Source organism: Microbacterium oxydans (assembly GCF_006540085.1).
Classification (GTDB): Bacteria; Actinomycetota; Actinomycetes; order Actinomycetales; family Microbacteriaceae; genus Microbacterium; species Microbacterium oxydans.
In genome coordinates this window covers 1-23,837 of the sequence record NZ_BJOG01000003.1, presented here as the reverse complement: position 1 = coordinate 23,837, position 23,837 = coordinate 1, and the positions used below count along the sequence as shown (strand labels likewise).

Sequence of the window (23,837 nt, the reverse complement as noted above, 5' to 3'; positions counted from 1 at the left end):
GATGGAGGAGTGAGCGCCCTGAACGACACCCCCGTGGACACGCTGTCGTTCGAGGCGGCCCGTGACGAACTCGTCAAGGTGGTCGCAGAGCTCGAGCAGGGCTCCCCCACACTCGAGCATTCGCTCGCGCTGTGGGAGCGCGGAGAGGCGCTGGCCGCACGCTGCGAGGAGTGGCTGCTGGGAGCGAAGCGGCGTCTTGACGCTGCTCGTGCCGCGGCTTCCGATGCCGACGACGCCGGAGAGTCATGAGCAAGCAGCCCCCCATCATCGCCGAGCTCGGCCGTCCGGAGACACCCGACGAGACCGCCGCCAGGAAGGCGGCGTCGAGCAAGGCGTACCGATCGAGCCAGACGGTGCGGAACCTGGTCGCAGCGCTTCTCGTGACACTCGCCGTGGTCGCCGTCATCATCTTCGCGGTTCCCCGCGGCGCACCCGTCGAGCAGAAGCCCCTCGACGTCGCCGCGGTGGCCGAGGGGGTGGAGTCCTCGATGGACCGCCCCGTCCTCATCCCGGAACTCGGCGACTTCTGGCGCGCGAACGGGGCCGAGATGCAGGGTGGCGCGACCGTCGTCTGGGAGGTCACGCTCGCCCCCAAGTCGGACAAGGAGCGCGGGTTCATCAAGGTGGACCAGGCCTTCGACGCGGATTCGTCCTGGGCTCCGCAGCGCTTGAACGGCATCGCGCCGACCGACACGGTGCGCATCGGCGGGCTCGACTGGGACGTCTACAAGCCGGGTAGCGCGGAGTCGAACGCCAACGTCACCTACGCCATCGGCACGCAGGCCGGCGCCGACTACATCCTGCTCTACGGCTCACGGTCGGCCGATTCCACGGCCGAACTCGCCGAGAGCCTCATCCCGCAGATCCGCACCATCTCGGAGACCCCATGACCCACCCCCTCACCCCCGCCGCCGCCTGGACGCAGATGCAGGACGGCAACCGCCGTTTCGTGCAGGACGAGCCTCGCCACCCGAATCAGGACGTCGCTCGCCGCAAGGACCTGACCGCGGCGCAGCACCCGGTCGCCACGCTCTTCGGATGCTCCGACTCCCGCCTGGCCGCCGAGATCATCTTCGACCTCGGGCTCGGCGACCTGTTCGTGGTGCGCAACGCCGGGCAGGTCATCGGAGAATCGATCGTCGCGAGCCTGGAATACGCCGTCGCCGTTCTCGAGGTTCCTCTGATCGTGGTGCTGGCGCACGACTCATGCGGTGCGGTGCGCGCCGCCATCGACGGCACGGCGATCGATGCCGCTCCCCTGCCGCCGCACATCTGGAAGCTGATCGCCCCGATCGTGCCGGCCGCGCGCAAGGTGCTGGCGGAGAGCGGGGGCACCACCGTCGCCGAGATCGACTCGGAACTGGTCGGCATCGAGCACCTGCGCAACACCGTGAACGATCTGCTGCAGTCGTCCGAGATCATCAGCGATGCCGTCGCGGCTGGTCGCCTCGGCATCGTCGGCGCCAACTACCGTCTGGCCGAGGGCACCGCCGTGCCCGTGATCACGGTCGGCATCGACACCGACGACGACATCCAGGGGATCGACCCCGCAACCAAGGAGGGTTCGGAATGACCGAGCAGGACTACCGCATCGAGCACGACACCATGGGCGAGGTGCGGGTGCCCGTGAATGCGCTCTACGGCGCTCAGACGCAGCGCGCCGTGGAGAACTTCCCGATCTCGGGCAAGGGGCTGGAGTCGACGCAGATCGCCGCCCTCGCTCGCATCAAGAAGGCCGCCGCACTCGCCAACAAGGAGCTCGGCACCCTCGACGGCGCCATCGCCGACGCCATCGCCCAGGCCGCCGACCAGGTCGCTTCGGGCGCGCACGACGGTGAGTTCCCGGTCGACACCTACCAGACCGGCTCCGGCACCTCGTCGAACATGAACATGAACGAGGTGCTGGCAACGCTCGCCACGCGCATCCTCGGTTCGACCGTGCACCCCAACGACCACGTCAACGCCTCGCAGTCGTCGAACGACGTGTTCCCGACCTCGGTGCACATCGCGGTCACCCAGGCACTCATCGACACGCTCATCCCCGCACTCGACCACCTCGCCGTCGCTCTCGAGGCGAAGGCGGAGCTGTGGAAGGACGCGGTCAAGTCCGGCCGCACGCACCTCATGGACGCGACGCCCGTCACCCTTGGACAGGAGTTCGGCGGCTACGCGCGTCAGATCCGTCTGGGCATCGAGCGCGTGCAGTCGGCTCTCCCCCGCGTGGCCGAGGTCCCCCTGGGCGGCACCGCCGTCGGCACGGGCATCAACACGCCGCTGGGCTTCCCGCAGAAGGTCATCGCGCTGCTCGCGGCCGAGACCGAGCTGCCCATCACCGAAGCCAAGGACCACTTCGAGGCGCAGGCGAACCGCGACGGTCTGGTCGAGGCCTCCGGTGCTCTCCGCACCATCGCGGTGTCGCTGACCAAGATCAACAACGACCTGCGCTGGATGGGGTCGGGCCCCAACACGGGCCTCGGCGAGTTGCACATCCCCGACCTGCAGCCCGGATCCTCGATCATGCCGGGCAAGGTCAACCCCGTCGTGCCCGAGGCCGTGCTCATGGTGTGCGCGCGCGTGATCGGCAACGACGCCACCGTCGCGTGGGCCGGCGCATCCGGTTCCTTCGAGCTGAACGTCGCCATCCCGGTCATGGGCACCGCGGTGCTCGAGTCGATCCGTCTGCTGTCGAACGCCTCGCGCGTGCTCGCCGACAAGACGATCGACGGTCTGCAGGCGAACGTCGAGCGGGCGGCGGCCTTCGCGGGCATGAGCCCGTCGATCGTGACGCCGCTGAACAAGCTGATCGGCTACGAGGCGGCGGCGAAGATCGCCAAGCACTCGGTCGCCAAGGGCATCACGGTGCGCGACGCCGTGATCGACCTCGGCTACGTCGAGCGCGGCGAGCTCACCCTCGAGCAGCTGGACGAGAAGCTCGACCTGCTGTCGATGACGCACGCGGGCTGACCCGCCCACGATGAAGCGGATGCCGCGAGGACTCGATCCTCGCGGCATCCTCTGTCTCCGGGCGCCGCGTCTCGGGTTCTCAGCGCAGACGCATGACCAGCCGACGATTGCATGAGCGTTCGGCGGGACGGCACCTGCATCCGGCATCGCCTCATGCAGGTGCACCAGTTCACGCACGAGCCCGAGCGAGCGCAGCCAGAATCGCTGCTGCGACCACGTCCCACGAGTACACGATCATCGAGTAGTCGAAACGGAGCGTCTCGAAGCCGAGGTCGGATGCGACTGCGTCTCGCATGAGATCGCGATGCCGTTTCGCAGCATCCTCGTGGTTGTCGCGACCGTCGGCCTCGAGGATGACGCGGCCCTCGATCACGAAGTCGACCCGCCCGACCCCGCCGACGGTCACCTGGGTGCGCACAGCCACTCCGATCAGATGGAGCCGCAGCCGCACCAGGGATTCCAAGCCGCTCTCCGCGTCCGGACGTGCGAGGTCGACGAGCCAGCGCGCCGTCGCAGGAAGGGCGGAGCGGACGTGCGCACGCGCCGCAGCAGTCAGCATCCGCTTGTTCCAGGCCGACTCGTACGCGGCGAAGAAGAACTCCTCCCCGTAACAGGCGTATGCGTGTGTCAGCGCGACCTCTATCGGCGCGATGCCGACATCCATGCGTCCGCGGGTGAAGTGAGCGACGCAGCCGCACTGCTTCGGATGATGCCGTCGCCCGCCGAGCCCCATCCAGACATGCACCTCAGCGGGAACCTCCAGCGTCCACACCTCTCGAATCCTCAAGGCGCTCCCGCAAGTGAGGGCTCCCCCGTGGGCCGCTGCTGTGACCACTTCGGTCGCGGCTCCTCGAGATGCGAACACACCAGAACGCACTCGGACGATACGACCGGCCCTGCACTCCGCTCCCAGCCGTGAGCGTGAGCATCCGAAGCCCTGAAGCCGGGTGCCGCGTGCGACCCCTCCCAAGCGTCCGAGGAGCATATTGACGTCGATCATCGTTCGATTCTGGGGGCCCACGCCCGCTCGGCCGGCCCACCTTCACGCCATCGGTGAACACGAGCGCAGAACAGGCCGCTGTGCAGTCCGACTGACCTGCTCTCCCCTCTCACGCGCATGACCATCCGACGATCGCATGACCAGGAACGGCGAATCATCATGCAAGCGGACGGGGTTCATGCACGCGGACGGGGTTTATGCGACCGGGGGCTGCACCGAGACAAAGAAGCGGATGCCGCGAGGACCGAGCCCTCGCGGCATCCGCTGTTTCCGTAGTCAGCTGAGTTCTCCACCCTCCAGGAGCTCGGTGACGAGGGCTGCGATGGCCGAACGCTCCGACCGCGTCAGGGTCACGTGTCCGAAGAGATCATGTCCCTTCAGGGTCTCGATCACGCTGGCGATGCCGTCATGACGACCCACGCGGAGGTTGTCACGCTGACCGACGTCATGGGTGAGGATGACGCGCGAGTTCTGTCCCATGCGGCTCAGCACCGTCAGGAGCACGTTCCGCTCGAGCGACTGGGCCTCGTCGACGATCACGAACGCGTCGTGCAGGGACCTTCCGCGAATGTGGGTGAGCGGGAGCACCTCGAGCAGTCCGCGCTCGACGACCTCCTCGATGACGTTGCCCGACACCACCGAACCCAGCGTGTCGAACACCGCCTGACCCCAGGGCCCCATCTTCTCGCCCTGGTCGCCCGGGAGGTAGCCGAGCTCCTGCCCACCGACTGCGAACAGGGGCCGGAACACGATGATCTTCTTCTGCTGCTGCCGCTCGAGCACCGCTTCGAGTCCTGCGCACAGCGCGAGCGCCGACTTGCCGGTGCCCGCACGCCCGCCGAGCGAGACGATGCCCACCTCCTGGTCGAGGAGCAGATCGATCGCTATGCGCTGCTCCGCGGAGCGGCCGTGCATGCCGAAGATGTCGCGGTCGCCGCGCACGAGCCGGTACTCGCCGTCTCCCGTGACGCGACCGAGCGCCGACCCGCGCTCGGAGTGGATGATCAGGCCGGTGTTCACCGGGAGCCCCCGAGCCTGCTCGCTGATGCCGACCTCGCTCTCGTACAGGTCGCTGATGTCGTCACCGGAGAGGTCGAGAGTCGAGATCCCGGTCCACCCCGAGTCCACCGCCTGCTCGGCGAGGTACTCCTCGGCGCGCAGACCGAGGGAGGCGGCCTTGACGCGCATCGGCAGGTCCTTCGACACGATCGTGACGTCCTGGCCGTCCTGTGCGAGATGCATGGCGACGGAGAGGATCCGGGTGTCGTTGTCGCTGAGGCGGATGCCCGCGGGAAGCACCGAGGAGTCGGTGTTCGCGAGTTCGACCCGGAGGGTCCCGCCCTCGCCGACCTCGACGGGGAAGTCGAGACGCCCGTGCTCGATGCGCAGATCGTCGAGGTGGCGAAGGGCCTGTCGCGCGAAGTAGCCGATCTCCGGATCGTGGCGTTTGCCCTCCAGCTCCGTGATCACGACGACGGGGAGGACGACCGAGTGCTCGGCGAACCGGAAGAACGCCTGCGGATCGCTCAGCAGCACGGACGTGTCGAGGACATACGTGCGCAGATCCTGATCCGGATCGGCGGAGGATGCTCGTCTCGTCGTCTTACGGGTGGACTGCTGCGCGGTGCTGGTGGCCTGCTGCGCTGTACGTGTGGTCACGACCCACTCCCGACCCGGGGAATCCCGGTAGTTCGAACGAGTCGACCAGGGGGTCACGAGTCGTCAACCTGAGGCCGACCCGACCGGGCGCCTTGCCCGATGCCTAGAACGTACGACTGTGCGGACGATTAACCCGAACTCGACACGCCAGCGATTCGTTACGCGCTGATGAACGTCTCGTTGCCGAACGCACGCAGGGTGTCGTCGAGGAGCTCGAGGCTCGCGGCATCCGTACCTGCGTGGGGAGCGATGCGCACCGCCGCACCCCGCGCCGTCACGACGATCCCGGCGTTCGCGAGCGCGGCGGCCAGGCGCCCGGGTTCCGCCGGAGCGAGAGACACGATGCCGGCACGCTGATGGCGCTCACGCGGGGAGCTCACCTCGATGCCGTGACGGTCGGCGATCTCGATCACGGTGTCGACGTTCTCGACCAACCGTGCCTCGATGGCGGCGACGCCGGCGTCGCGCACGTCCCGCACCCCGATGGCGAGTCGCCCTGCCGCGAGCGTGTCCGGCTGACTGACGGTGAAGGCGCGCGCGGACGGAGCGGGTGCCGGCAGCTCGTCGACGAACAGACCGGGCGACGTCGTACCGGTGATCCCGGACAGCACCGGGGCGATGCGCTCCCGTGCGCGCGGGGAGAACCACCCGAACGCACTGCCGCGGCCGGCGCGCAACCACTTGTAGCCGTGCCCTACCACCACGTCCGCCGCAGAGTAGTCGGCATCGATCACCCCGAACGACTGGACGGCGTCGACGATGAGCAGCCGATCGGGACCGATCGCCTCGCGGAGAGCGGCGAGATCGGTGCGGAAGCCGGTGCGGAAGTCGACGTGGCTCACAGCGAGTGCGACGACATCGTCGTCGAGGGCATCGGTCACCGCATCAGGGGTCACGCGGCCGTCACCGGGCGTGATCCAGCGCGGCGTGACGGCGCACTGCGATGCCGTCGACGCGCGCTCCACCGTCAGGCTCACGCTCGGGAACTCGGCGGTGCTCGCGATCACTCCCCCGGTGAGACCGAACAGCGCGTGCATGAGCCCGTGCGTCGAAGAGGACTGCAGCGTGACGTCGGCCGCATCGGCGCCCAGCAGCTCGGCGACGAGTTCCTGTGCCTGGCCGATGCGCTCTCCGACGAGAGCGAGTGAGGAGGGCCGTCCGCTTGCCAGCAGGTCGGCATCGGCGAAGACCTCTTCCCGGACGGACGGCGACAGCGGCCCGAAGGCGGCCCAGTTCAAGTAGCCGGACTCGTTGTCGAAGGAGTCGACGTAGTCCTGGAAAGTGCTCACTGCGTCATTGTGGCACGGCTCCGCTCGGACCCGTCGCCGCGTCAGCGCCCGAAGCGCCTGTCCCGATCGGCATAGTCCCGGATCGCACGCAGGAAGTCGACCTGGCGGAGGTCCGGCCCCAGCGCCTCCACGAAGTAGAACTCGCTGTGCGCACTCTGCCAGAGGAGGAAATCGCTCAGCCGCTGCTCTCCACTGGTGCGGATCACGAGATCGGGGTCGGGCTGTCCCCCGGTGTACAGGTGCTCGCCGATCATCTCGGGCGTGAGGTGGGCTGCGAGGTCTTCGAGCGTGCCGCCTGACGCCTCGTGCTTCGCGATGATGCTCCGTACCGCATCGACGATCTCGTTGCGCCCGCCGTACCCGACCGCGAGGTTCACGTGCAGCCCGGTGTGATCCTTCGTGCGCTGCTCCGCGTCGGAGAGCACTCGCGCGAGCTCGGCGGGGAGGATGTCGGAGCGGCCGACGTGCTTCACCCGCCAGTTCCCCTCCAGGGACAGCGCCTCCGCCAGCTCCGCGATGATCTCGATGAGGTCGGCGAGCTCCGCGGAATCCCGCTTCCTCAGATTGTCGCTCGAGAGGAGGTAGAGCGAGACGACCCGCACACCGAGCTCGTCGCACCACTCCAGGAACTCGCGCATCTTCGCCGCACCCGCCCGGTGTCCCTCCGCGGGCGTGTCCAACCCGAGCTGACGGGCCCACCGGCGATTGCCGTCGATCATCATCGCGACGTGATGCGGCACACGAGCCGGATCGAGGTGACGACGCAGCCGACTCGTGTAGAGCCGGTACAGCGGCCCGCGTACCGGGCTCTCGCGTGGAATCACCCACCTACGCTACCGTGCCGCGGCCGTCCGCACCGTGTGGGAACGCTGGATATATGTGCCGTGAGCGGTATGCGGGGCCGCCTAGAGTGAGCACGTGAGCACTCCCGAGCACTCCGGTCCCGACGTCCCTCAGCTGCCCCTTCTGGACGCAGCCGCCGCGGATGCGGCCACCGACGTGAAACCGACCTGGCGAGGGTGGATCCACGCCGGCACCTTCCCGGTCGCCGTGGTCGCCGGAATCGTCCTGATCGTCGTGGCCGAGGGAGCCGCGGCGAAGTGGGCCTCCGCTGTGTTCATGCTCACGTCGCTGCTCCTCTTCGGCAACTCCGCGCTCTACCACCGCATCGACTGGAGTCCGAAGGTGAAGGTGATGCTCAAGCGCATCGACCACGCCAACATCCTGCTGCTCATCGCCGGTACCTATACGCCTCTGGCCGTGCTGGCGCTGCCACCGCAGAAGGGCATCCTGCTGCTCTGCCTGGTGTGGGGCGGCACCCTCGTCGGCATCCTCTTCCGCGTCTTCTGGATCAATGCGCCGCGTTGGCTCTACGTGGCCCTTTACCTGCTGCTGGGCTGGGCCGCCGTGATGTACATCGTCGATCTGATGAACGCGAACGTCGCGATGATGGTGCTGGTGATCGTCGGCGGTCTGCTCTACACGGGCGGCGCGATCGTCTACGCGCTCAAGAAGCCGAACCCCTGGCCGGGCCATTTCGGGTTCCACGAGATCTTCCACGTGTGCACGGTTCTCGCGTTCCTGTGCCACTGGACGGCGTGCCTGCTGATCGCGCTGGCGCCGCTTTCTCCCTCGCTGGGTGCGCCGTGACGCACGGTCAGCGCGTGGGCGAGTCGTCTTCGGGAGCGTCGGGCCGGTCCGAGGTCGACGGCTCCGCACCGGGGGCGGCCGTGCCGTCGGCGTGACGCGCCGCCTCTTCGGCATCCAGCTCATCGCGCACCTCTTCGCGGTAGCGGACACGGCGGATGCGACGGTTCATGTCCCAGATCAAGAGGATGACCGCGATCACGACCACGACGATCGCGGCGAAGCCCACGAACCCCGGGGTGACCGACACCGGATCGACGGTCATGCTCGGCGTCGGCATCGGGGTCTCGGACAGAGAGAACATGAATCGGCCTTTCGTACGCAGGTCGCATAACCTGGTAACACCAGCCTAACGACCGGAAGACTCCCCTGTGACGACCGCACGAGACCTCGACGAACGCTATGGCCGAACCCGACGGCGGCGCACGCCCTGGATCGTCGGCGGCGCGGTCGCCGTGATCCTGCTCGGCGCGTTCGGCTGGATGACCGTCGCTCAGTCGATGGCGTCCGTCGACGCCGACGATCTGGGCTTCGAACTCGTCGACGAGCACTCGGTGAACATCACCTTCCAGGTCACCGGAGTGCAGGGCAAGAACGTCGTGTGCGCCGTCGAAGCGCTGGACGAGGAGTTCGGCGTCGTCGGCTGGAAGATCGTCGAGATCGAAGCAGGAGACAGCCACTCGCAGGCGCGTTCGGTCACCATCCCGACCGTCGCGGAAGCCACGACAGGTTTGGTGAACGCCTGCTGGGTCGCCTAGACTCGTGCCAGACAGACGACGCCCCGGCACCGTGCCGGGGCGTCTTGGCATATCCCCCGCAGCATGCCGGAGGGATCCCGAAAGAAGGAGCTTCGTCATGTCCACCGATGCTCAGGTTCCCTTCCTCACGCAGGAAGCGTACGACCGGCTCGTCGCCGAGCTGGAGCACCTGTCCACTGTCGGCCGCGACGAGATCGCCAAGCGCATCGAGGCGGCCCGCGAAGAGGGCGACCTCAAGGAGAACGGCGGGTACCACGCCGCGAAGGACGAGCAGGGCAAGCAGGAGGCCCGCATCCGCACTCTGGAGGGTCTGCTGAAGACCGCCAAGGTGGGCGAGGCTCCCGCCAGCCGCGGGATCGTCGAGCCCGGAACCGTCGTCACGGCCCTCGTCGCCGGCGGCGAAGAGGTCTTCCTCCTCGGTAGCCGCGAGATCGCCGCAGGCAGCGACCTCGACGTGTACAGCGAGGCCAGCCCCCTCGGCCAGGCCATCCTCGGTCTCAAGGTCGGCGAGAAGTCGTCCTACGAGGCTCCCAACGGTCGCGACATCAGCGTCGAGATCGTGAACGTCGAGACCTACACCGGCTGAGACGCCAGACGGAAGCGCCCCCTCCTCCGCTCGGACGAGGGGGCGCTTCCGTATGCGCGATCGGTCGTGCTCAATCCGGGACGAGGATCGGCTCGAAGCCGGCCAGACGCAGAGTGTCGAGCGTGTGCTCGGAGTGCTCGGGACCGCGGGTCTCGACGCTGAGTTCGAGGATCACCTCGCTGATCTGCAGCCCGTGTCCGTGACGTGTGTGCATGGCCTCGATCACGTTCGCTCCGGCCTCCGCGATCAGCTCGGACACGCGGGCGAGCTGGCCGGGCCGGTCGGGCAGCGGGATGCGGATCGTGAGGTATCGACCGGACGCGGCGAGTCCGTGCGAGACGACCCGCTGCAGCAGGAGCGGGTCGATGTTCCCACCTGACAGCACGGCCATGGTGGTCCCCGTCGCGGTGACCTTGCCGGCGAGGATGGCTGCGACGCCCGCGGCGCCCGCGGGCTCGACCACGACCTTCGCCTGCTCGAGGAGGATGAGGATGGCTCGCGCCAGATCATCGTCGGAGACCGTGACCACCTCGTCGACGAGGTCCTTGATGATGTCGAACGGGATCGCACCGGGGCGCGCGACCAGGATGCCGTCGGCGATGGTCGGCCTCGTCACGATGTCGACGGGCTCTCCCGCCTCGAGCGATGGCGGCACGGCGGCGGCGTTCTCCGCCTGCACGCCGATGATCCTGACCGAGCGTCCGAGCTCGGCGGCACGGGCCTTGACAGCTGCGGCGACCCCGGCGATGAGACCTCCACCGCCGATGCCGAGCACGACGGTGTCGACCTCGGGCGCATCCTCCAGGAGCTCGAGCCCGAGCGTGCCCTGCCCGATCACGACGTCGCGGTGATCGAACGGGTGGATCAGCACCGCGCCGGTGCGCTCGGAGAACTCGGCGGCGAGACGCAGCGATGTCGCCACCGTCTCCCCCTCCAGCACCACTTCCGCTCCGTAGCCGCGAGTGGCGAGCAGCTTCGGCACCGGCACACCCAGGGGCATGAAGATCGTCGCGGGGATCCCGAGCGCTTGGGCGGCGAGGGCAACCCCCTGGGCATGGTTGCCTGCGGAGGCCGCGACCACTCCCCTGGCGCGCTCCTCGGCGCTCAGCTTGGACAGCCGGTAGGCCGCCCCGCGGATCTTGAAGGAGCCCGTGCGCTGGAGATTCTCCATCTTGAGCAGGACGGGTGCCCCGAGGATGTCGGAGAGGGCCCGCGACGGCAGCGATGGCGTGTGCGAGATCACCTCAGCCAGACTCTGAGCGGCGTGCTCGAACTCGGTCAGGCTGGGGACTGCGCTCATCGATTCCTCCGTCTCCGCTCGCGCGGAACTGTGCTCCAGATCAGATCTCCGCTCGGTCCGACGCCGGTGCGCCAGGAACCCGAGCTGATGGTCACGGCGGCGACGTTGACGAACGCCGCCAACGGGACCGCGAACAGGGCGCCGGGGATTCCGGCGATCATCGCTCCTCCGGCCACGACGAGCACGACGGCGAGCGGGTGCACCTTGACCGCGGAACCCATCATGATCGGCTGCAGGATGTGTCCCTCGATCTGCTGGACCGCCAGCACCACGACGAGCATCCACAGAGCGATCCACGGCCCGTTGTAGACGAGGGCGAGGAAGACGGCGACCGCGCCGGTCACCACGGCACCGACGATCGGGATGAAGGAGCCGAGGAACACGAGCACCGCCACAGGGAGCGCGAGCGGAACCTGCAGCAGGAAGGCGCCGAGGCCGATGCCGATCGCATCGATGGTGGCCACGAAAAGCTGCGTGCGCGCGTAGTTGACGATCGTCGTCCAACCGTTGCGGGCGGCGCCGTCGACGGCCGGACGGGCGCGACGCGGGAAGATCTTGAGGGTCCAGCGCCAGATCCCGGCTCCATCGGCCAGCAGGCAGATGAGGATGAAGAGTGCGAGCACGGCGCCCGTGGCGACGTGACCGACGGTCGTGCCGATCGCGAGTGCGCCCGTCCAGAGCACCTGTGCCTGTTCGCTGATGAGGTCGAGACCCTGCTGGAGGTAGTCGGCGATCTGGGTGTCCGAGAGATTCAGCGGCCCGTCGTGCAGCCACACCTGGAACTGATCGAACGCCTCGGTCGACCGCTCCTGCACGTCGGGAAGCTGGGCGCGCACCTGCCAGACGACGAGCCACATCAGCCCGGTGACGATGGCGGCCGTCCCGATGAGCGAGATGGCGATCGCCAGCCATCGCGGGAGGCCGCGTCGCAGCATCCACGAGAACGCGGGCCACAGCAGCGCCGTGATGAGGATGCCGACCATGAGGGGGATGACCAGGAGCTTGAGCAGCATCACGAGCCAGATGAAGACGCCGATCGCAGCGGCGATGATCAGCAGCCGCCAGGCGTAGCTCGCGGTGATCCGCAACGGCAGGGGCACGGTCTCGTCGGCCTCGGTCGTCACGGTGCGGTCGGTGGAGACCGGGCGCGGACGGAAGAGATCACGCAGCCGGGGTCGCTGGTCGTCGCTCATCGCCCAAGTCTAAGGTCATGCCGTATGCCCTCGAACGCATCTTTCCGAGCGCGGAGCGATGTCGGCGCGCGGCGCTACCCTGGCGAGGTGACAGACACCCTCAGCTCGACCCAGGCACGTCGCATCGCGCTGGCCGCTCAGGGATTCACCCGAGCACGACCGGCGACGGTCGCGGGGCGGCACGTGCACCGGGTCATGGACCGGCTCGGAGTCCTGCAGATCGACTCCGTGAACGTGTTCGCGCGATCGCACTACCTCCCGCTGTTCTCACGGCTCGGCGCGTACGACCCCGCGCTGCTCGACCGCATCTTCCTCTCCCGCACGACGCACTACGTCGAGTACCTCGCCCACGAGGCCACTTTCATCCCTGTCGAGGACTGGCCGTTGTGGCGCTTCCGCATGGACGACTTCCGCCGGCGCTGGGCGGGCGAGGACTCGTGGATGAGCAGCAACACCCGCACCGTGCAGTGGGTGACGGACGAGCTGCGTGCGCGCGGCCCGCTGCGACCGGCCGACCTCCGCGAAGACGCACCGCGGGAGCGCGGCACCTGGTGGGACTGGGACGATGTGAAACTCGCGCTCGAGCACCTGTGGCGCACCGGTGACGTCGCGATCAGCGGGCGTCGCGGATTCGAGCGCACGTACGCGCTGGCGGAGCATGTCATTCCCGACACCATCCGCTCACGGGAGGTGTCCCGCGCCGAGGCCATCCTCGAGCTGAGCCGGCGCGCGGCGCGATCGAGTGGCGTCGCCACACAGTCGGATCTCGCCGACTACTACCGCATTCGCGACCGCGCCGCAGTCGCCCGCTCGATCGCCCAGCTCGTGGATTCGGGTGAGCTGATCCCGGTGAAGGTGCGGGGTTGGGAACGTGGCGGGCGCCCGCTCCCCGCCTGGCGGCATCAGGATGCGGTGCTGCCGCGCAGAGTGGATACGGCGGCGATCCTGACGCCGTTCGACCCGGTGGTGTGGTTCCGGGACCGGGCCCTCCGTGCATTCGGCCTCGACTATCGCATCGAGATCTACGTGCCGGCCGAGAAGCGGCGATTCGGCTACTACTCCCTGCCTGTGCTCGTCGGCGACCGCATCGTCGCACGGGTGGACCTCAAGGCCGATCGGACCACATCGACTCTGCAGGTGCAATCCGCGTGGTGGGAGCCGCAGGCGCGTCCCGGCGACGCGGAGCCGATCGCCCGGGAACTCGCACTCGCCGCCGCCTGGCAGGGTCTGGAGCACATCTCGGTGTCCGGTTGGGGTGAGGCCACGGCGGCGCTTCACACCGCCCTGGCCGCGGGCACGGGAACAGGTCCGGCCGTGCGCCGCCATCTGCATCCCCGAGAGAGTCCCGCATGAACAAAGAGTCCCGCAGGAGCAGAGTGCGGCGGCGCTGGGTGATCAGCGGCGCCGCGATCGTCGTCGTCCTCCTCGCCGCAGGGGTGTGGATCTGGCAATCCTCCGCGCGGTCGACCACCCCGGAGGAAGCGGCACTCGAGTACCTGCAAGCCCTGGAGTCCGGCGATGCCGATACCGTGCGGGCCACCGGAATCGTGGTCACGGAGGCCGCACTCGACGCCTTCGACGCCGCGAGCGCGCTGGTGCGAGACGCCGAGGTCACGCGCGTGCGACACAGCAACGGCAGCACGTCGGCGGCGGTGGAGGTGTCGTTCGAGCTCGATGGAGATGCCCACGACGCAGTGCTCGCGCTCGACATGGCCGACGGCCGCTGGCGTGTCGACTCCTCGGGGCTCGGCAGGGTGACCCTCGACTCGACCATCGGTGCTTCCGTCGCGATCGGCACCACCGCTGTCCCCACGGGCGAAGCGGTCGCTCTCCTCCCCGCGCTGTACACGGTCTCTGCGATGCCGGCGACGCTGCTCGAAGGCGAGAGCGCTGTGACGGTCATGCCTGCCGTCGAGGTCACGACCGTGGTCGATGCCACGCTGCGCCCGGAGGCGACGGCGGTCGCCCAAGACCACGTGGACGACATCGTCGAAGCGTGCACCGTCCCCGGGACCGAGACGCCGGACGGTTGCGGACTGCGCATCCCCTGGGGAACGGAGTTCCGTGATGTCGACGGGTTCCGCTACCGGGTCGAGGAGGCTCCCGCCGTCACTCTCACCCCGGCAGGCTTCACCGCGGACGGCGGGGTGCTGGTCGTCACCGTGACGGGGACCGGCGCAGACGGCGCCGGACTGACGACGACGTACCGCACGGACTCCTGGACGCTTCGCGGCGACGTGTCCTTCACCGCCGACGACCTCGTGCTCTCACCGTGGTGACGAACGCCGTCGCCGAACCGTGCGTCAGAAGTGCACGCGTCAGAACTGCACGCGCGGAGGCTCCGAGATGGCGCTGCTGTCGGCGACCTCGAAGAACTCGCGCTCGGTGAACCCCAGCCCCTTGGCAAACAGGTTGTTGGGGAAGACCTTGATCTTGGTGTTGAGCTCGCGCACGCCGCCGTTGTAGAACCGGCGCGCCGCCTGGATCTTGTCCTCGGTGTCGACCAGGGCCTGCTGCACCTGGAGGAAGTTGGTGCTCGCCTGCAGCTGCGGATACGCCTCAGCGACCGCGAACAGGCTGCGCAGAGCCTGCTGCAGGTGCCCCTCGGCGATACCGGCTTCTCCGGGCCCTCCCGCCGACAGCGTCTCGGCACGCGCACGGGTGACGTTCTCGAAGACCGCCTTCTCGTGCGAGGCGTAGCCCTTCACCGTCTCGATGAGGTTGGGGATGAGGTCGGCTCGTCGCTTGAGCTGCACGGTGATGCCGCTCCACGCCTCGTCGACGCGCACATTCAGCTGCACCAGCGAGTTGTACGTGGCCCACAGATAGATGCCGACGAGCAGGATCACTCCGACAACGATCAGTACCGGCACGAGCCATTCCATCAGAGGCCCACCCTTCCTCGTGTTTCTCTCATCCTAGACGCGCAGCCTGCACGTGGACTGGGCGTACGCGGCGTCCGCCGCCGTCGGTTCAGCTGCCGAGCACCCGTTCGAGATAGCGGTTGCCGAACCGACGTTCCGGGTCGAGCCGGTCGCGCAGTGCGATGAAGTCGTCGAAGCGCGGATACCGCTCCCGGAGCGTCTCCGCGGTCAGCGTGTGGAGCTTGCCCCAGTGCGGACGTCCGCCGAACCCGTGCATGATCTCCTCCACCGCTCCGAAGTACTCCGTGGGGTCGGCTCGCCAGTATCGATGCACGGCGATGTACGCACTGTCGCGCCCGTGAGCGGTGGAGAGCCAGCGATCGTCGGCTGCGGCGAAACGCACTTCGATCGGGAACTCGATCCGCCACCCGCGCCGGTCGATGAGAGCCCTGACTGCCTGGAACGCCGCCACGACGTTCTCGGCCGGGATCGCATACTCCATCTCCCGGAAGCGCACGGTCCGGCTCTGGATGAGCACGCGGTGCGACAGCTCGGTGTACTCGCGATCGCCGGTGAGCTTGACCGCGAGCCGGCTGAACGACGGCGTGATCGCCGGGACGACCTGGCCGGCTGCGCACACGACGCGGTAGACGCCGTTCGAGAGCACCGTCTCGTCGATCCATCGCCCGACCACAGGGAGCGGCTTGCGGACCGTCGCTTCCGGGAGACGCGCCTGGCGCTTCGTCAGGGCGACGTCGGTGTGCGGGAACCAGTAGAACTCGAAGTGGTCGGATGAGGCGACGCGCTCGTCGAGGGTGGCGAGCACTTCGTCCAGGGCGACCGGCTCGTCGATGGCGTGCATCACGAACGCGGGTACGCATTGCAGCGTCACCTCGACGATGATGCCGAGGGCGCCGAGTCCCAGTGCCACCGCAGGCAGGAGCTCGCTCTCGTGCTCCTCGTCGATCCGCAGGAACTCGCCAGCGGCCGTGACCATCGTGACGCCGACGACCTGGGTGGCGAGGCCGCCGTATCCGGCTCCCGTGCCGTGGGTGCCTGTGGAGATCGCTCCGGCGATGGACTGGCGATCGATGTCGCCGAGGTTCTCCATCGCGAGCCCGTACGGCGCCAGGAGCCCGGGGATGCGGTGCAGCCGCGTTCCGGCGAGCAGAGTCACCCGGCCGGTCTCGGCGTCGGCGGAGACGAGGCCCTGCAGGTCGTCGAGCTCGAGCAGCACACCAGGAGCGATGGCGATGCCGGTGAAGCTGTGACCGGCCCCCACCGCCTTCACGGGCAGTCCGTGCCTGACCGCGGCGATCACCGCGCGCTGCACGCCCTCCGGGCTGCGCGGCCGCTCCACGCGTACCGGACGCACGGACGCCGAGCGACCCCAGTTCTGCCAGGTGCCGCCGATTCTCGTCACAGGAAGGCCTTTCCCTCGCCGCGGTATGTCGGCAGCTCGTCGACGATCTCGTCGCCCGAGATCAGGTGATAGCTCTCGATGCGCTCTGCCGGTTCACCGCTCTTGGCATGGCGGAACCAGACACGGTCTCCCACGCCGAGCGACGCGGCCGCCGGCCCCTGCAGCGGCGTCTGCACCTCGCCGGCGGCTTCGCGGGAGAGGGTGTGGAGCCCCTCTGGCCACACAGCACGCGGCTGCCGGGAAGCCACAGCGGGGCCGGAGGCGATCCACCCGCCTCCGAGCACCGTGGCGATGTCGGCGGCGGGGCGGCGCACCACATCGAACGCGAATGCGGAGGCGGGCGCGGGACGGAACGACCGGTAGCCGTCGAAGAGGTGTCCGCCGAGCAGCCCGCTGCCCGCGCTCGCCTCGGTGAGGGACTCGTCGCTGCCCGTGAACTCGAGCGAGCCCGTTCCCCCGCCGTTGAGGATCTCCAGGGGTGCCACGGACCCGACTGCGGCGACGATCTCGGCTCGACGCTCACGCAGCTCGTTGCGCGAGCGCGCCTGCACCATGCGGATGAGCGGCGCATCGGGACCGGCGTCGTCGCCCTGACCGGCGATCTGCGCGTCGTACATCTGCAATCCGACGAGGCGGAACCCGGGGCGGGCGACCACCTTTCGGGCGAAGGCGGCGACCTCGCCCGCGCTGAACAGAGCAGAGCGGCGCACTCCGATGTGGCCGAGGATCGAGGACCGCCAGGAGGCATCCACGTCGATGGCGACGCGGAGCTCGGGGCGCGACCGGGGACCCGCGACGCTGTCGATCAGATCGAGGTGCACGAGGTCGTCGACCATCAGCGTGATACGCCGCGCGGCCTGCTCGTCGGCGAAGAGCCGCGCCAGTCCCGCGCGGTCCACGGTCGGGTAGCCCAGCATGATGTCGTCGTGGGTCTCGGCGAGCCAGAGCGCCTCTTCGAGCGTGAAGGCGAGGATGCCGCGGTACCCCGGCAGCTTCAGCACGGCGTCGAGCACGGAGCGCACCCGCACGGACTTCGAGGCGACGCGGATCGGGAGTCCACCGGCCCGCACCAGAAGGTCCATCGCGTTGTAGCGGAGCGCCTCGCGGTCGATCACCGCCACGGGTGCCGGGAGGTGTCCTGTCGCCGCGGACAGGCGCGGCCAGTAACGGGCCGGGTCCTCCCACTCAGGGGCGACCGCGGAGGCACCGTGGACGGGGCTCAGTTCATCGATGAGGTCGAGCACTCCCCCACCCTAAGGCCTCGCGGACTCCGGTTCACCCCTGACGGCACGGCGTCGCAGTCGAGCGCGGCGATAGGCTGACCGGGAGGCCCCCGTAGCCCAATGGCAGAGGCAGGCGACTTAAAATCGCTTCAGTCTGGGTTCGAGTCCCAGCGGGGGCACCGCCGACGCTCAGTCCTCCCCCTGCGCGACCGCCTTCCGCTCACCCGCTGCCTCCCGTATCCGGCGCACGATCAGGACGACGAGAGCTATCGCGATGGCGGAGTAGACGGCGTAGTCGAGATAGCCGAGGTACTGCTCCAGCTGCTCGTGCTGGGTGCCCAACGCCGCTCCGACCCCGAGGAGAAGAGCGTTCCACAGTCCGCTCCCGATGATCGTGTAGACGCTGAAGGTCACGAGGTTCATCCGCGACGCGCCGGCGGGGATCGAGATGAGGCTGCGGACACCGGGAACCATCCGTCCGACCAGGACGGTCCAGCCGCCACTGCGCACGAACCACTCGGATCCGCGTTCGAGGTCGGAGCGACTCACCAGTTTCGTGGCAGCAAGCATCCGCACCGCCCGGTCCATTCCGATCGCCGCACCGAGCCAGTACAGCAGCAGCGCCCCCAGCCACGACGCCAAGGTGCTCCAGAAGATCAGCGACCCGAGATTCAGGGAGCCGCTCTGGCTCAGGTATCCCGCAAAGGGCAGGATGACCTCGCTCGGGATCGGCGGCACGAGCACCTCGAGAAAGACGAGCACGCCGACGCCGACGTCTCCGAGGGCTGTGAGGACGTCGGCGGCGAATCCGGTGAGGCCGGTGAAGCCGTGTTCGGCGGCAGCAGTGGGAACCATGCGGGGTCAGCGCCCGAAGATGTCGCCGATGCCGGGGAGGCCGAGATCGCCGAGCTGCTCGCCCCATCCACTCGCTGCCTCTCCGACCCCGGATACCGTCTCGCCGGCGGCCCCCATCAGCTCGCCTGCGCCGCCGGCGAGCGACTCGATGTCGACGCCCTCTGCGAGCGCTCCGAAGTCGACGCCGATGTTCGCCGCCTGCTCCAGCAGAGGCCCGGCCACGGTGCTGACCACCGCTCCTCCGGCCACGACGCCGAGAAGACCGACGGCCGCGCCCCCTGCGGCGACGGCAGCGCCACCGACGCCTGCGCCCCGCACGCGCGAGAGCAGTCCGCGCATCCGTCCGGGGTTCATGGCCTCTGCACGACCCGCCGCTCTCGCGAGGTCGTCGGCTGACGAGGAGCGCGGCCGCTCTCCTGGGGCAAGTTCCTGTCGCATTCGAGCCTCGACGAGCGCACGCTGCTCGGGCGAAAGTCGCGCGAACGCCTCGCGGTGGATCTGCTCGACACGCTGCGGATCGGCCGTCTGCAGAAGGTAGTCGTAGCGGGCGATGGCCGCCCGATCGGCATCGGTCACGGACGGCGACGCGCGCGAGGCACCAGCCGCGGGCGGCGTGTACGGGTCACCGGCAGCCGGCGGCGTGTACGGGGCACCGGCTGCGGGACCGGGCAGCGAAGTCCGTCCGGCATCCCCCTGCCCGCGCACGGCGTCGACGGCGCCGCGCAGCATCCCGCTCCAATCCGTCGACCGGGATTCGTCGTGCGAGCGCGATCCGCCGGCCGAGTGGCCGTTGCGCCCTGAGGAGGCATTCTTCTCCAGCGCTTCGGAGGCCATTCCGATCAATCGGGAGAGCTTTCCCATGAGTGGTCCCTTTCGTGGTGCGGACCACCGGGGATCCACGACGTCGGGACGACGGCAGGGTTCACTCAGCAGCCCGCGATGCGGGTGCCAAGGTCTCCTCCACCCTCACGGGCCGGCGGGCCGGAGCACGATCTCGAGCTCGTAATGACGACTTCGCCGCATTCGGGAGTACTCCCCTTGCCCGCGAGACGATACCGACCGCACCTATGCGTCGCCTCGGAACGACCCGCCACGACGACGATCGGCCCCGGCGCAGTGCGCTCGGGGCCGATCGTCGTCGTGCGGAAGGTGTTACTTCGCCGCTGCTTCCGCCGTCTCGGGAGTCTTCTCCGCGACGGGCTTCTTCGCAGCCGGCTTCTTGGCAGCAGGCTTCTTCGCGGCGGGCTTCTTTTCCGCCGGGGCGGCCTTCGCCGGAGCATCAGCCACGGGCGCAGCGGGAGCGGCCGGGCGCGGACGCGCGGCGAACTCCTCGAAGACGTAGCGCGGGTTCTGCACCGTCTCGAGGTTCACGAGATCACGGCCGAGCCACAGGTTGTTCCACCAGCCCCACAGCACGCGCCACTTGCGCTCCCACGTCGGCATCGCGAGACCGTGGTAACCGCGGTGCGCGAGCCAGGCGATGAAGCCCTTGAGCGCGATCTTGCCGGACTGGAAGACGCCGTTGTACAGGCCGAGACCTGCGACAGCGCCGAGGTTCTTGTGGAAGTAGTCCTTGGGCTTCTCGCCCCGGAGCACGGCCACGAGGTTCTTCGCGAGGAGCTTCGCCTGGCGGACCGCGTGCTGGGCGTTCGGCACGCAGAAGCCTCCGACGCCACCACCCGAGAGATCGGGGACAGCGGAGACGTCTCCGGCTGCCCATGCACCCTCGACGAAGGCCTCGGGTGTGCCGACGCGCAGATCGGCGCGGGTCTGGATGCGACCGCGCTCCTCGACCGGCAGATCTCCGCCGCGCACGACGGTCGGGTTGGCCATGACGCCGGCTGTCCACACGATGACGTCGGTCGGGATGACCTCGCCGGTGGAGAGCTCGACGTTGCCGTCGACCGCACTGGTGAGCTGCGTGTCGAGGTGCACGTTCGCGCCGCGCTTGGCGAGGTCCTTGAGCACCCACTCGCTCGTCTGCAGCGAGACCTCGGGCATGATGCGGCCCATCGCCTCGATGAGGTGGAAGTGCGTGTCCTCGAAGCTGATCTGCGGGTACTTGCCGACCAGCGCGGACGCCAGCGAGCGGAGTTCGGCGAACACCTCGATGCCGGCGAAGCCACCACCGACGACCACGACGGTCAACAGACGGTCGCGCTCGGGACCGGCGGGGAGCGAGGCGGCCTTGTCGAAGTTCGACATGACCTTGTCGCGGATCGCGACGGCCTCTTCGATCGTCTTCAGTCCGATCGCGTTGTCGGCGATGCCGGGGATCGGGAAGGTGCGCGAGACGGCGCCCGCCGTGACGACGATCTGGTCGTATGCGAACTCGTACGGCTCTCCCAGCGGCGGCGTGATGGTCGCGACCTTCTGGGCGTGGTTGATGTTGGTCACCTTGGCGGTGAGCACGTTGGTGCGCTTGAGGTGACGGCGGTGCGCGACCACCGAGTGACGGGCCTCGATGGAGCCCGCGGCGACCTCGGGGAGGAACGGCTGGTACGTCATGTACGGCAGCGGGTCGACCATGGTCACGTCGGCTTCGCCCTTGCGCAGGTGCTTCTCGAGCTTCCACGCGGTGTAGAAACCCGCGTACCCTCCGCCGACGATCAGGATCTTGGGCACAGTGCTGTTCTGAGGCACAGAAGAACTACTCCTCGGAGTCGGGGGTGTGGCGTACGGAAATGCGCGCCGATCGGATGCGCCGGGCAGCAGCGGTGACGCCAAGCGCTATCAGGATACCAGGGACTGTGAGCGCAATGAGCGGCAGGGTACCGTAGCGCAATGAATCCGCGCTGGGAAGCAGCGGTGAGCCGGGATCGGTGGGTGCGTCGGCCGCCGGCAGAGGCGGGATGTCTACCGGCGTGACGGGCGCGGCCGTCTCGGGCTCCGTCTGTGCACGGCGGAAGACGCGGATCCACTCGGCGAGATCCCCCATCGGGTTCTCGCTCACCGCCGGAAGGTTCGCGGAGATCGCGGCAGCGGCGTCGACCAGCCCATACCCATACAGCGGGTCCTGCGGTTTGACCGCGTCGGGGACGGGGATGGCGGTCTTGATGATGCGGTTGATCACGTCGATCGCCTTGATCTCGGGGTGCGCCGAGCGGATCAGGGCAGCGACCCCTGCGACGATCGGGGCTGCGCCGCTCGTGCCGCGCCACGGCGTGACGGTCCCGTCGGCGGAGACTCCGATGAGTCCTTCGCTGGGCGCGGAGATGCCGATCGTGATGCCCTGTGTCGAGGCCTCGATGCTGGCCGTGCCGGTCTGGTCGACGCCGCCGACCGTCAGCACCCCGGGGATGGTCGCGGGAGCACCGATGATGTTCGTGCCGCTTCCCCTGTTCCCCGCCGCGACGACCACCACGACGTCGTGCTGGAACGCGTAGAGGAATGCCTCATCCCAGCTCTCATCCCAATCGAGCGTGTTCGTGGTGAAGGAGAGGTTGATGATGTCGGCGCCGTTGTCGACAGCCCACTTCATGCCCTTCGCGACCTGCTCCGTGAACGGCACGGCCGCGGCGGCGCCGAATCCGACGGAGATCGAGAGCAGGTTCGCCTCCGGAGCGACGCCGATCATCCCGGTGCCGTCGGGAGCGCCTCGTCCGGCCGCGAGCGACGCCACCCAGGATCCGTGATTGCCGTCGACGGCACCCAGAGGGGTGCGGCCATCCGGCGTTCCGGTTCCCGATACGTCGGTTCCGCCGACCACGGCGTCGCCGAAGACGGAGGGCACCTTGGCGATACCCGTGTCGATCACGGCGATCGTCACGCCCTCGCCACGTGTGGTCTGCCACGCTTCGCGGATACGCGCGCCGTCGAGCCAGTACTCCGAGGCCCGGACCGGGTCGGCCGGGTCGTCCGGGACCGGTGGCGGGGTGGCCGTGGCCCCGATGAGCAGCACGGACGCTGCGACCACCACGATGGCGGCAGCGCTGCGCAGCGTCCGGCGCACGGTCATGCCGTGGAGGCCGCCGCGTCGCGGGTGGCAGCGCCGGGGTCTTCGCAGCGGCAGACGGCGGGCGACCAGGAGGAACGCGCGAGCGCCGCGTCGCCGATCGGGTTCACTCCAGGACCGGCGGCCAGGGCATGCCCGGCCAGGGCGTGCAGGCACTTGACGCGCGTGGGCATGCCACCCGCGGAGATGCCGTCGATCTCGGGGACCTCGCCGAACTCGGCACGATCCGCCAGGTAGGCCTCGTGGGCTGCGAGATAGGCCGCAGCCATGTCGTCGTCCTCGGCGATGAGTGCGGCGAGCTCGGGCATCACCTGGGTGGCTTCCAGCGTCGACATCGCCGCCGTCGCCGCGGGGTGCGTGAGGTAGTAGAACGTGGGGAACGGCGTGCCGTCCGGCAGGCGCGGCGTCGTGGCGACCACCGTCGGGTTGCCGCAGTCGCAACGGGCCGCGATACCCACCACACCCCGGGCGGAACGGCCGAGCTGGGCCGATACGACGGCGAGTTCGGCGGGCGTGGGGGCGGGGAAGGGCGGCGTGGTCACCCCACCAGCGTAGGGGAGGCTGCGGGGAAGATGCTCGGAGCGGATGCTCAGCGAGTGACGGCGGCGGTGTCGCTGAGCCCGGACGACACGAGGGTGCGCAGCAGCTGCGGCATCCAGTCCGTCGGCTTCTCGACGAGCGTGTCGCTCACCGGCTCCTGCTCCCGCGGGAGGGCAGCAGGATCGAGGTCGTTGTCGATCAGGTAGACGACCTCGCCTGGTTTCACGTAATAGAGGCGCTCGCGGGCCTGCGTCGTGATGTACGCGGGGTCGTTCCAGCGCTCGCGTTCGGCTTCGAGCGCCGCGATCTGGTCTTCGCTCACCTGCACGGAGGCCTCGAGGGCTGCGATCTTCTGACGCTGGTCGATGAAGGTCCCGAGCGTCGGCACCAGCACCCACGCGCCGAGCACCACCAGCGAGAGCATGATGACGGAGAAGGCGGAGAGGCGGATGCCGGAAGCCCACTCGCGCACATCGACGCGGGGGGCTCCGCCTCGGCTCCCCGCCGCCGCGCGCGCGGTCGAAGGCGCCGCCGCGCGCGCGGTCGAAGGCGCCGCCGCGCGCGCGGCCGAAGGCGCCGTC

25 protein-coding genes and 1 tRNA gene are annotated in these 23,837 nt (G+C 68.9%); 10 read left to right on the top strand and 16 right to left on the bottom strand.

The genetic code is table 11. From position 1 onward, the window contains the following. Nucleotides 1-9: 9 nt before the first annotated feature. Genes MOX01_RS07685 through MOX01_RS07670 form a run of 4 tightly spaced genes read left to right on the top strand, consistent with a single transcriptional unit; the run spans nucleotide 10 to nucleotide 2,964 of the window. Nucleotides 10-249: an exodeoxyribonuclease VII small subunit gene (locus MOX01_RS07685; RefSeq protein ID WP_046749620.1), complete on the top strand. Its 240-nt coding sequence runs from the start codon at nucleotides 10-12 to the stop codon at nucleotides 247-249. After that, nucleotides 246-890: a DUF4245 family protein gene (locus MOX01_RS07680; protein ID WP_046749621.1), complete on the top strand. Its 645-nt coding sequence runs from the start codon at nucleotides 246-248 to the stop codon at nucleotides 888-890. Before MOX01_RS07685 ends, MOX01_RS07680 begins: the two co-directional genes overlap by 4 nt. Continuing rightward, nucleotides 887-1,573, top strand: a complete 687-nt coding sequence (locus MOX01_RS07675; RefSeq protein WP_141369185.1) for a carbonic anhydrase — start codon at nucleotides 887-889, stop codon at nucleotides 1,571-1,573. Before MOX01_RS07680 ends, MOX01_RS07675 begins: the two co-directional genes overlap by 4 nt. Further along, nucleotides 1,570-2,964 (top strand): class II fumarate hydratase, encoded by a 1,395-nt coding sequence (locus MOX01_RS07670; protein WP_046749623.1) that lies wholly within the window; start codon nucleotides 1,570-1,572, stop codon nucleotides 2,962-2,964. Before MOX01_RS07675 ends, MOX01_RS07670 begins: the two co-directional genes overlap by 4 nt. 169 nt (nucleotides 2,965-3,133) lie before the next feature. Here the strand turns inward: MOX01_RS07670 and MOX01_RS07665 are convergent, their stop codons facing one another. From MOX01_RS07665 to MOX01_RS07650, 4 genes are all read right to left on the bottom strand, one after another. Beyond that, nucleotides 3,134-3,736: an endonuclease domain-containing protein gene (locus MOX01_RS07665; RefSeq protein ID WP_052748833.1), complete on the bottom strand. Its 603-nt coding sequence runs from the start codon at nucleotides 3,734-3,736 to the stop codon at nucleotides 3,134-3,136. Nucleotides 3,737-4,240: 504 nt separating this feature from the next. After that, nucleotides 4,241-5,623 carry an RNA 5'-3' helicase PhoH2 gene (phoH2, locus tag MOX01_RS07660; protein WP_046749845.1) on the bottom strand — a complete coding sequence of 461 codons (1,383 nt, stop codon included), beginning with the start codon at nucleotides 5,621-5,623 and terminating at the stop codon, nucleotides 4,241-4,243. A gap of 158 nt (nucleotides 5,624-5,781) precedes the next feature. Then, nucleotides 5,782-6,912: an aminotransferase class V-fold PLP-dependent enzyme gene (locus MOX01_RS07655; protein WP_141369183.1), complete on the bottom strand. Its 1,131-nt coding sequence runs from the start codon at nucleotides 6,910-6,912 to the stop codon at nucleotides 5,782-5,784. 41 nt (nucleotides 6,913-6,953) lie between these two features. Continuing rightward, nucleotides 6,954-7,733, bottom strand: a complete 780-nt coding sequence (locus MOX01_RS07650; RefSeq protein WP_046749846.1) for an isoprenyl transferase — start codon at nucleotides 7,731-7,733, stop codon at nucleotides 6,954-6,956. A 97-nt stretch (nucleotides 7,734-7,830) separates the two neighbouring features. Between MOX01_RS07650 and trhA the strand changes: the two genes are divergently transcribed. Next, complete coding sequence (gene trhA / locus MOX01_RS07645; RefSeq protein WP_058632530.1) at nucleotides 7,831-8,562, top strand: PAQR family membrane homeostasis protein TrhA; 732 nt, start codon at nucleotides 7,831-7,833, stop codon at nucleotides 8,560-8,562. Between the two features lie 7 nt (nucleotides 8,563-8,569). Here trhA and MOX01_RS07640 read toward each other — a convergent pair whose 3' ends face one another. Further along, entirely contained in the window at nucleotides 8,570-8,863 is a 294-nt protein-coding gene (locus MOX01_RS07640; RefSeq protein ID WP_046749626.1) for a hypothetical protein, read from the bottom strand. A 67-nt stretch (nucleotides 8,864-8,930) separates the two neighbouring features. Here MOX01_RS07640 and MOX01_RS07635 point away from each other — a divergent pair, with 67 nt between their 5' ends. Beyond that, nucleotides 8,931-9,317, top strand: a complete 387-nt coding sequence (locus tag MOX01_RS07635; RefSeq protein ID WP_046749627.1) for a DUF4307 domain-containing protein — start codon at nucleotides 8,931-8,933, stop codon at nucleotides 9,315-9,317. 97 nt (nucleotides 9,318-9,414) lie between these two features. Beyond that, complete coding sequence (gene greA / locus MOX01_RS07630; RefSeq protein ID WP_045262727.1) at nucleotides 9,415-9,903, top strand: transcription elongation factor GreA; 489 nt, start codon at nucleotides 9,415-9,417, stop codon at nucleotides 9,901-9,903. A 70-nt stretch (nucleotides 9,904-9,973) separates the two neighbouring features. On the opposite strand, the gene ilvA is transcribed toward greA, so the two are convergent. Both ilvA and MOX01_RS07620 read right to left on the bottom strand, forming a co-directional pair. Beyond that, on the bottom strand, nucleotides 9,974-11,203 hold the full coding sequence (ilvA, locus tag MOX01_RS07625) for a threonine ammonia-lyase (RefSeq protein WP_046749628.1): 1,230 nt from the start codon (nucleotides 11,201-11,203) through the stop codon (nucleotides 9,974-9,976). Further along, entirely contained in the window at nucleotides 11,200-12,396 is a 1,197-nt protein-coding gene (locus MOX01_RS07620) for an AI-2E family transporter (protein WP_061017106.1), read from the bottom strand. Before MOX01_RS07620 ends, ilvA begins: the two co-directional genes overlap by 4 nt. 87 nt (nucleotides 12,397-12,483) lie before the next feature. Here MOX01_RS07620 and MOX01_RS07615 point away from each other — a divergent pair, with 87 nt between their 5' ends. Both MOX01_RS07615 and MOX01_RS07610 read left to right on the top strand, forming a co-directional pair. Next, a complete protein-coding gene (locus MOX01_RS07615; RefSeq protein ID WP_141369181.1) occupies nucleotides 12,484-13,749 on the top strand; it encodes a winged helix-turn-helix domain-containing protein in 1,266 nt (421 codons plus the stop codon). Beyond that, on the top strand, nucleotides 13,746-14,675 hold the full coding sequence (locus MOX01_RS07610; protein ID WP_141369179.1) for a hypothetical protein: 930 nt from the start codon (nucleotides 13,746-13,748) through the stop codon (nucleotides 14,673-14,675). Before MOX01_RS07615 ends, MOX01_RS07610 begins: the two co-directional genes overlap by 4 nt. A 39-nt stretch (nucleotides 14,676-14,714) precedes the next feature. Here MOX01_RS07610 and MOX01_RS07605 read toward each other — a convergent pair whose 3' ends face one another. The 3 genes from MOX01_RS07605 to MOX01_RS07595 all read right to left on the bottom strand — a co-directional run bounded on the left by MOX01_RS07605 (nucleotide 14,715) and on the right by MOX01_RS07595 (nucleotide 17,927). Further along, complete coding sequence (locus tag MOX01_RS07605) at nucleotides 14,715-15,281, bottom strand: LemA family protein (protein ID WP_046749632.1); 567 nt, start codon at nucleotides 15,279-15,281, stop codon at nucleotides 14,715-14,717. Between the two features lie 88 nt (nucleotides 15,282-15,369). Continuing rightward, nucleotides 15,370-16,683, bottom strand: coding sequence for a D-arabinono-1,4-lactone oxidase (locus MOX01_RS07600; protein WP_058632526.1), 1,314 nt, complete (start codon nucleotides 16,681-16,683; stop codon nucleotides 15,370-15,372). After that, nucleotides 16,680-17,927 carry an alanine racemase gene (locus MOX01_RS07595; RefSeq protein ID WP_141369177.1) on the bottom strand — a complete coding sequence of 416 codons (1,248 nt, stop codon included), beginning with the start codon at nucleotides 17,925-17,927 and terminating at the stop codon, nucleotides 16,680-16,682. The genes MOX01_RS07600 and MOX01_RS07595 overlap by 4 nt, the downstream gene beginning before the upstream one ends. An 85-nt stretch (nucleotides 17,928-18,012) precedes the next feature. Between MOX01_RS07595 and MOX01_RS07590 the strand changes: the two genes are divergently transcribed. After that, nucleotides 18,013-18,085 (top strand) — tRNA-Leu (locus tag MOX01_RS07590). A gap of 10 nt (nucleotides 18,086-18,095) precedes the next feature. On the opposite strand, the gene MOX01_RS07585 is transcribed toward MOX01_RS07590, so the two are convergent. The 6 genes from MOX01_RS07585 to MOX01_RS07560 form a co-directional block, all read right to left on the bottom strand. Next, entirely contained in the window at nucleotides 18,096-18,761 is a 666-nt protein-coding gene (locus tag MOX01_RS07585) for a DedA family protein (protein WP_141369175.1), read from the bottom strand. 6 nt (nucleotides 18,762-18,767) lie between these two features. Next, complete coding sequence (locus MOX01_RS07580; protein ID WP_141369173.1) at nucleotides 18,768-19,622, bottom strand: cation-transporting ATPase; 855 nt, start codon at nucleotides 19,620-19,622, stop codon at nucleotides 18,768-18,770. A 291-nt stretch (nucleotides 19,623-19,913) separates the two neighbouring features. Continuing rightward, nucleotides 19,914-21,386: an NAD(P)/FAD-dependent oxidoreductase gene (locus MOX01_RS07575; RefSeq protein WP_141369213.1), complete on the bottom strand. Its 1,473-nt coding sequence runs from the start codon at nucleotides 21,384-21,386 to the stop codon at nucleotides 19,914-19,916. 25 nt (nucleotides 21,387-21,411) lie between these two features. After that, nucleotides 21,412-22,719: a S8 family serine peptidase gene (locus tag MOX01_RS07570; protein ID WP_046749637.1), complete on the bottom strand. Its 1,308-nt coding sequence runs from the start codon at nucleotides 22,717-22,719 to the stop codon at nucleotides 21,412-21,414. Continuing rightward, the gene (locus MOX01_RS07565; RefSeq protein WP_141369171.1) at nucleotides 22,716-23,258 is read right to left on the bottom strand and encodes a DUF501 domain-containing protein; all 543 of its coding nucleotides are present in this window, start codon (nucleotides 23,256-23,258) and stop codon (nucleotides 22,716-22,718) included. Before MOX01_RS07565 ends, MOX01_RS07570 begins: the two co-directional genes overlap by 4 nt. A 47-nt stretch (nucleotides 23,259-23,305) precedes the next feature. Then, on the bottom strand, nucleotides 23,306-23,837 hold a 532-nt coding region (locus MOX01_RS07560), incomplete at its 5' end, for an FtsB family cell division protein (protein ID WP_230979365.1).

Coding starts and splice junctions, on each gene's coding strand:
- MOX01_RS07680 (WP_046749621.1), top strand. CDS start 246: ATGAGCAAGCAGCCCCCCATCATCGCCGAGCTCGGCCGTCCGGAGACA.
- MOX01_RS07675 (WP_141369185.1), top strand. CDS start 887: ATGACCCACCCCCTCACCCCCGCCGCCGCCTGGACGCAGATGCAGGAC.
- MOX01_RS07670 (WP_046749623.1), top strand. CDS start 1,570: ATGACCGAGCAGGACTACCGCATCGAGCACGACACCATGGGCGAGGTG.
- MOX01_RS07640 (WP_046749626.1), bottom strand. CDS start 8,863: ATGTTCTCTCTGTCCGAGACCCCGATGCCGACGCCGAGCATGACCGTC.
- greA (WP_045262727.1), top strand. CDS start 9,415: ATGTCCACCGATGCTCAGGTTCCCTTCCTCACGCAGGAAGCGTACGAC.
- ilvA (WP_046749628.1), bottom strand. CDS start 11,203: ATGAGCGCAGTCCCCAGCCTGACCGAGTTCGAGCACGCCGCTCAGAGT.
- MOX01_RS07620 (WP_061017106.1), bottom strand. CDS start 12,396: ATGAGCGACGACCAGCGACCCCGGCTGCGTGATCTCTTCCGTCCGCGC.
- MOX01_RS07610 (WP_141369179.1), top strand. CDS start 13,746: ATGAACAAAGAGTCCCGCAGGAGCAGAGTGCGGCGGCGCTGGGTGATC.
- MOX01_RS07605 (WP_046749632.1), bottom strand. CDS start 15,281: ATGGAATGGCTCGTGCCGGTACTGATCGTTGTCGGAGTGATCCTGCTC.
- MOX01_RS07585 (WP_141369175.1), bottom strand. CDS start 18,761: ATGGTTCCCACTGCTGCCGCCGAACACGGCTTCACCGGCCTCACCGGA.
- MOX01_RS07580 (WP_141369173.1), bottom strand. CDS start 19,622: ATGGGAAAGCTCTCCCGATTGATCGGAATGGCCTCCGAAGCGCTGGAG.
- MOX01_RS07570 (WP_046749637.1), bottom strand. CDS start 22,719: ATGACCGTGCGCCGGACGCTGCGCAGCGCTGCCGCCATCGTGGTGGTC.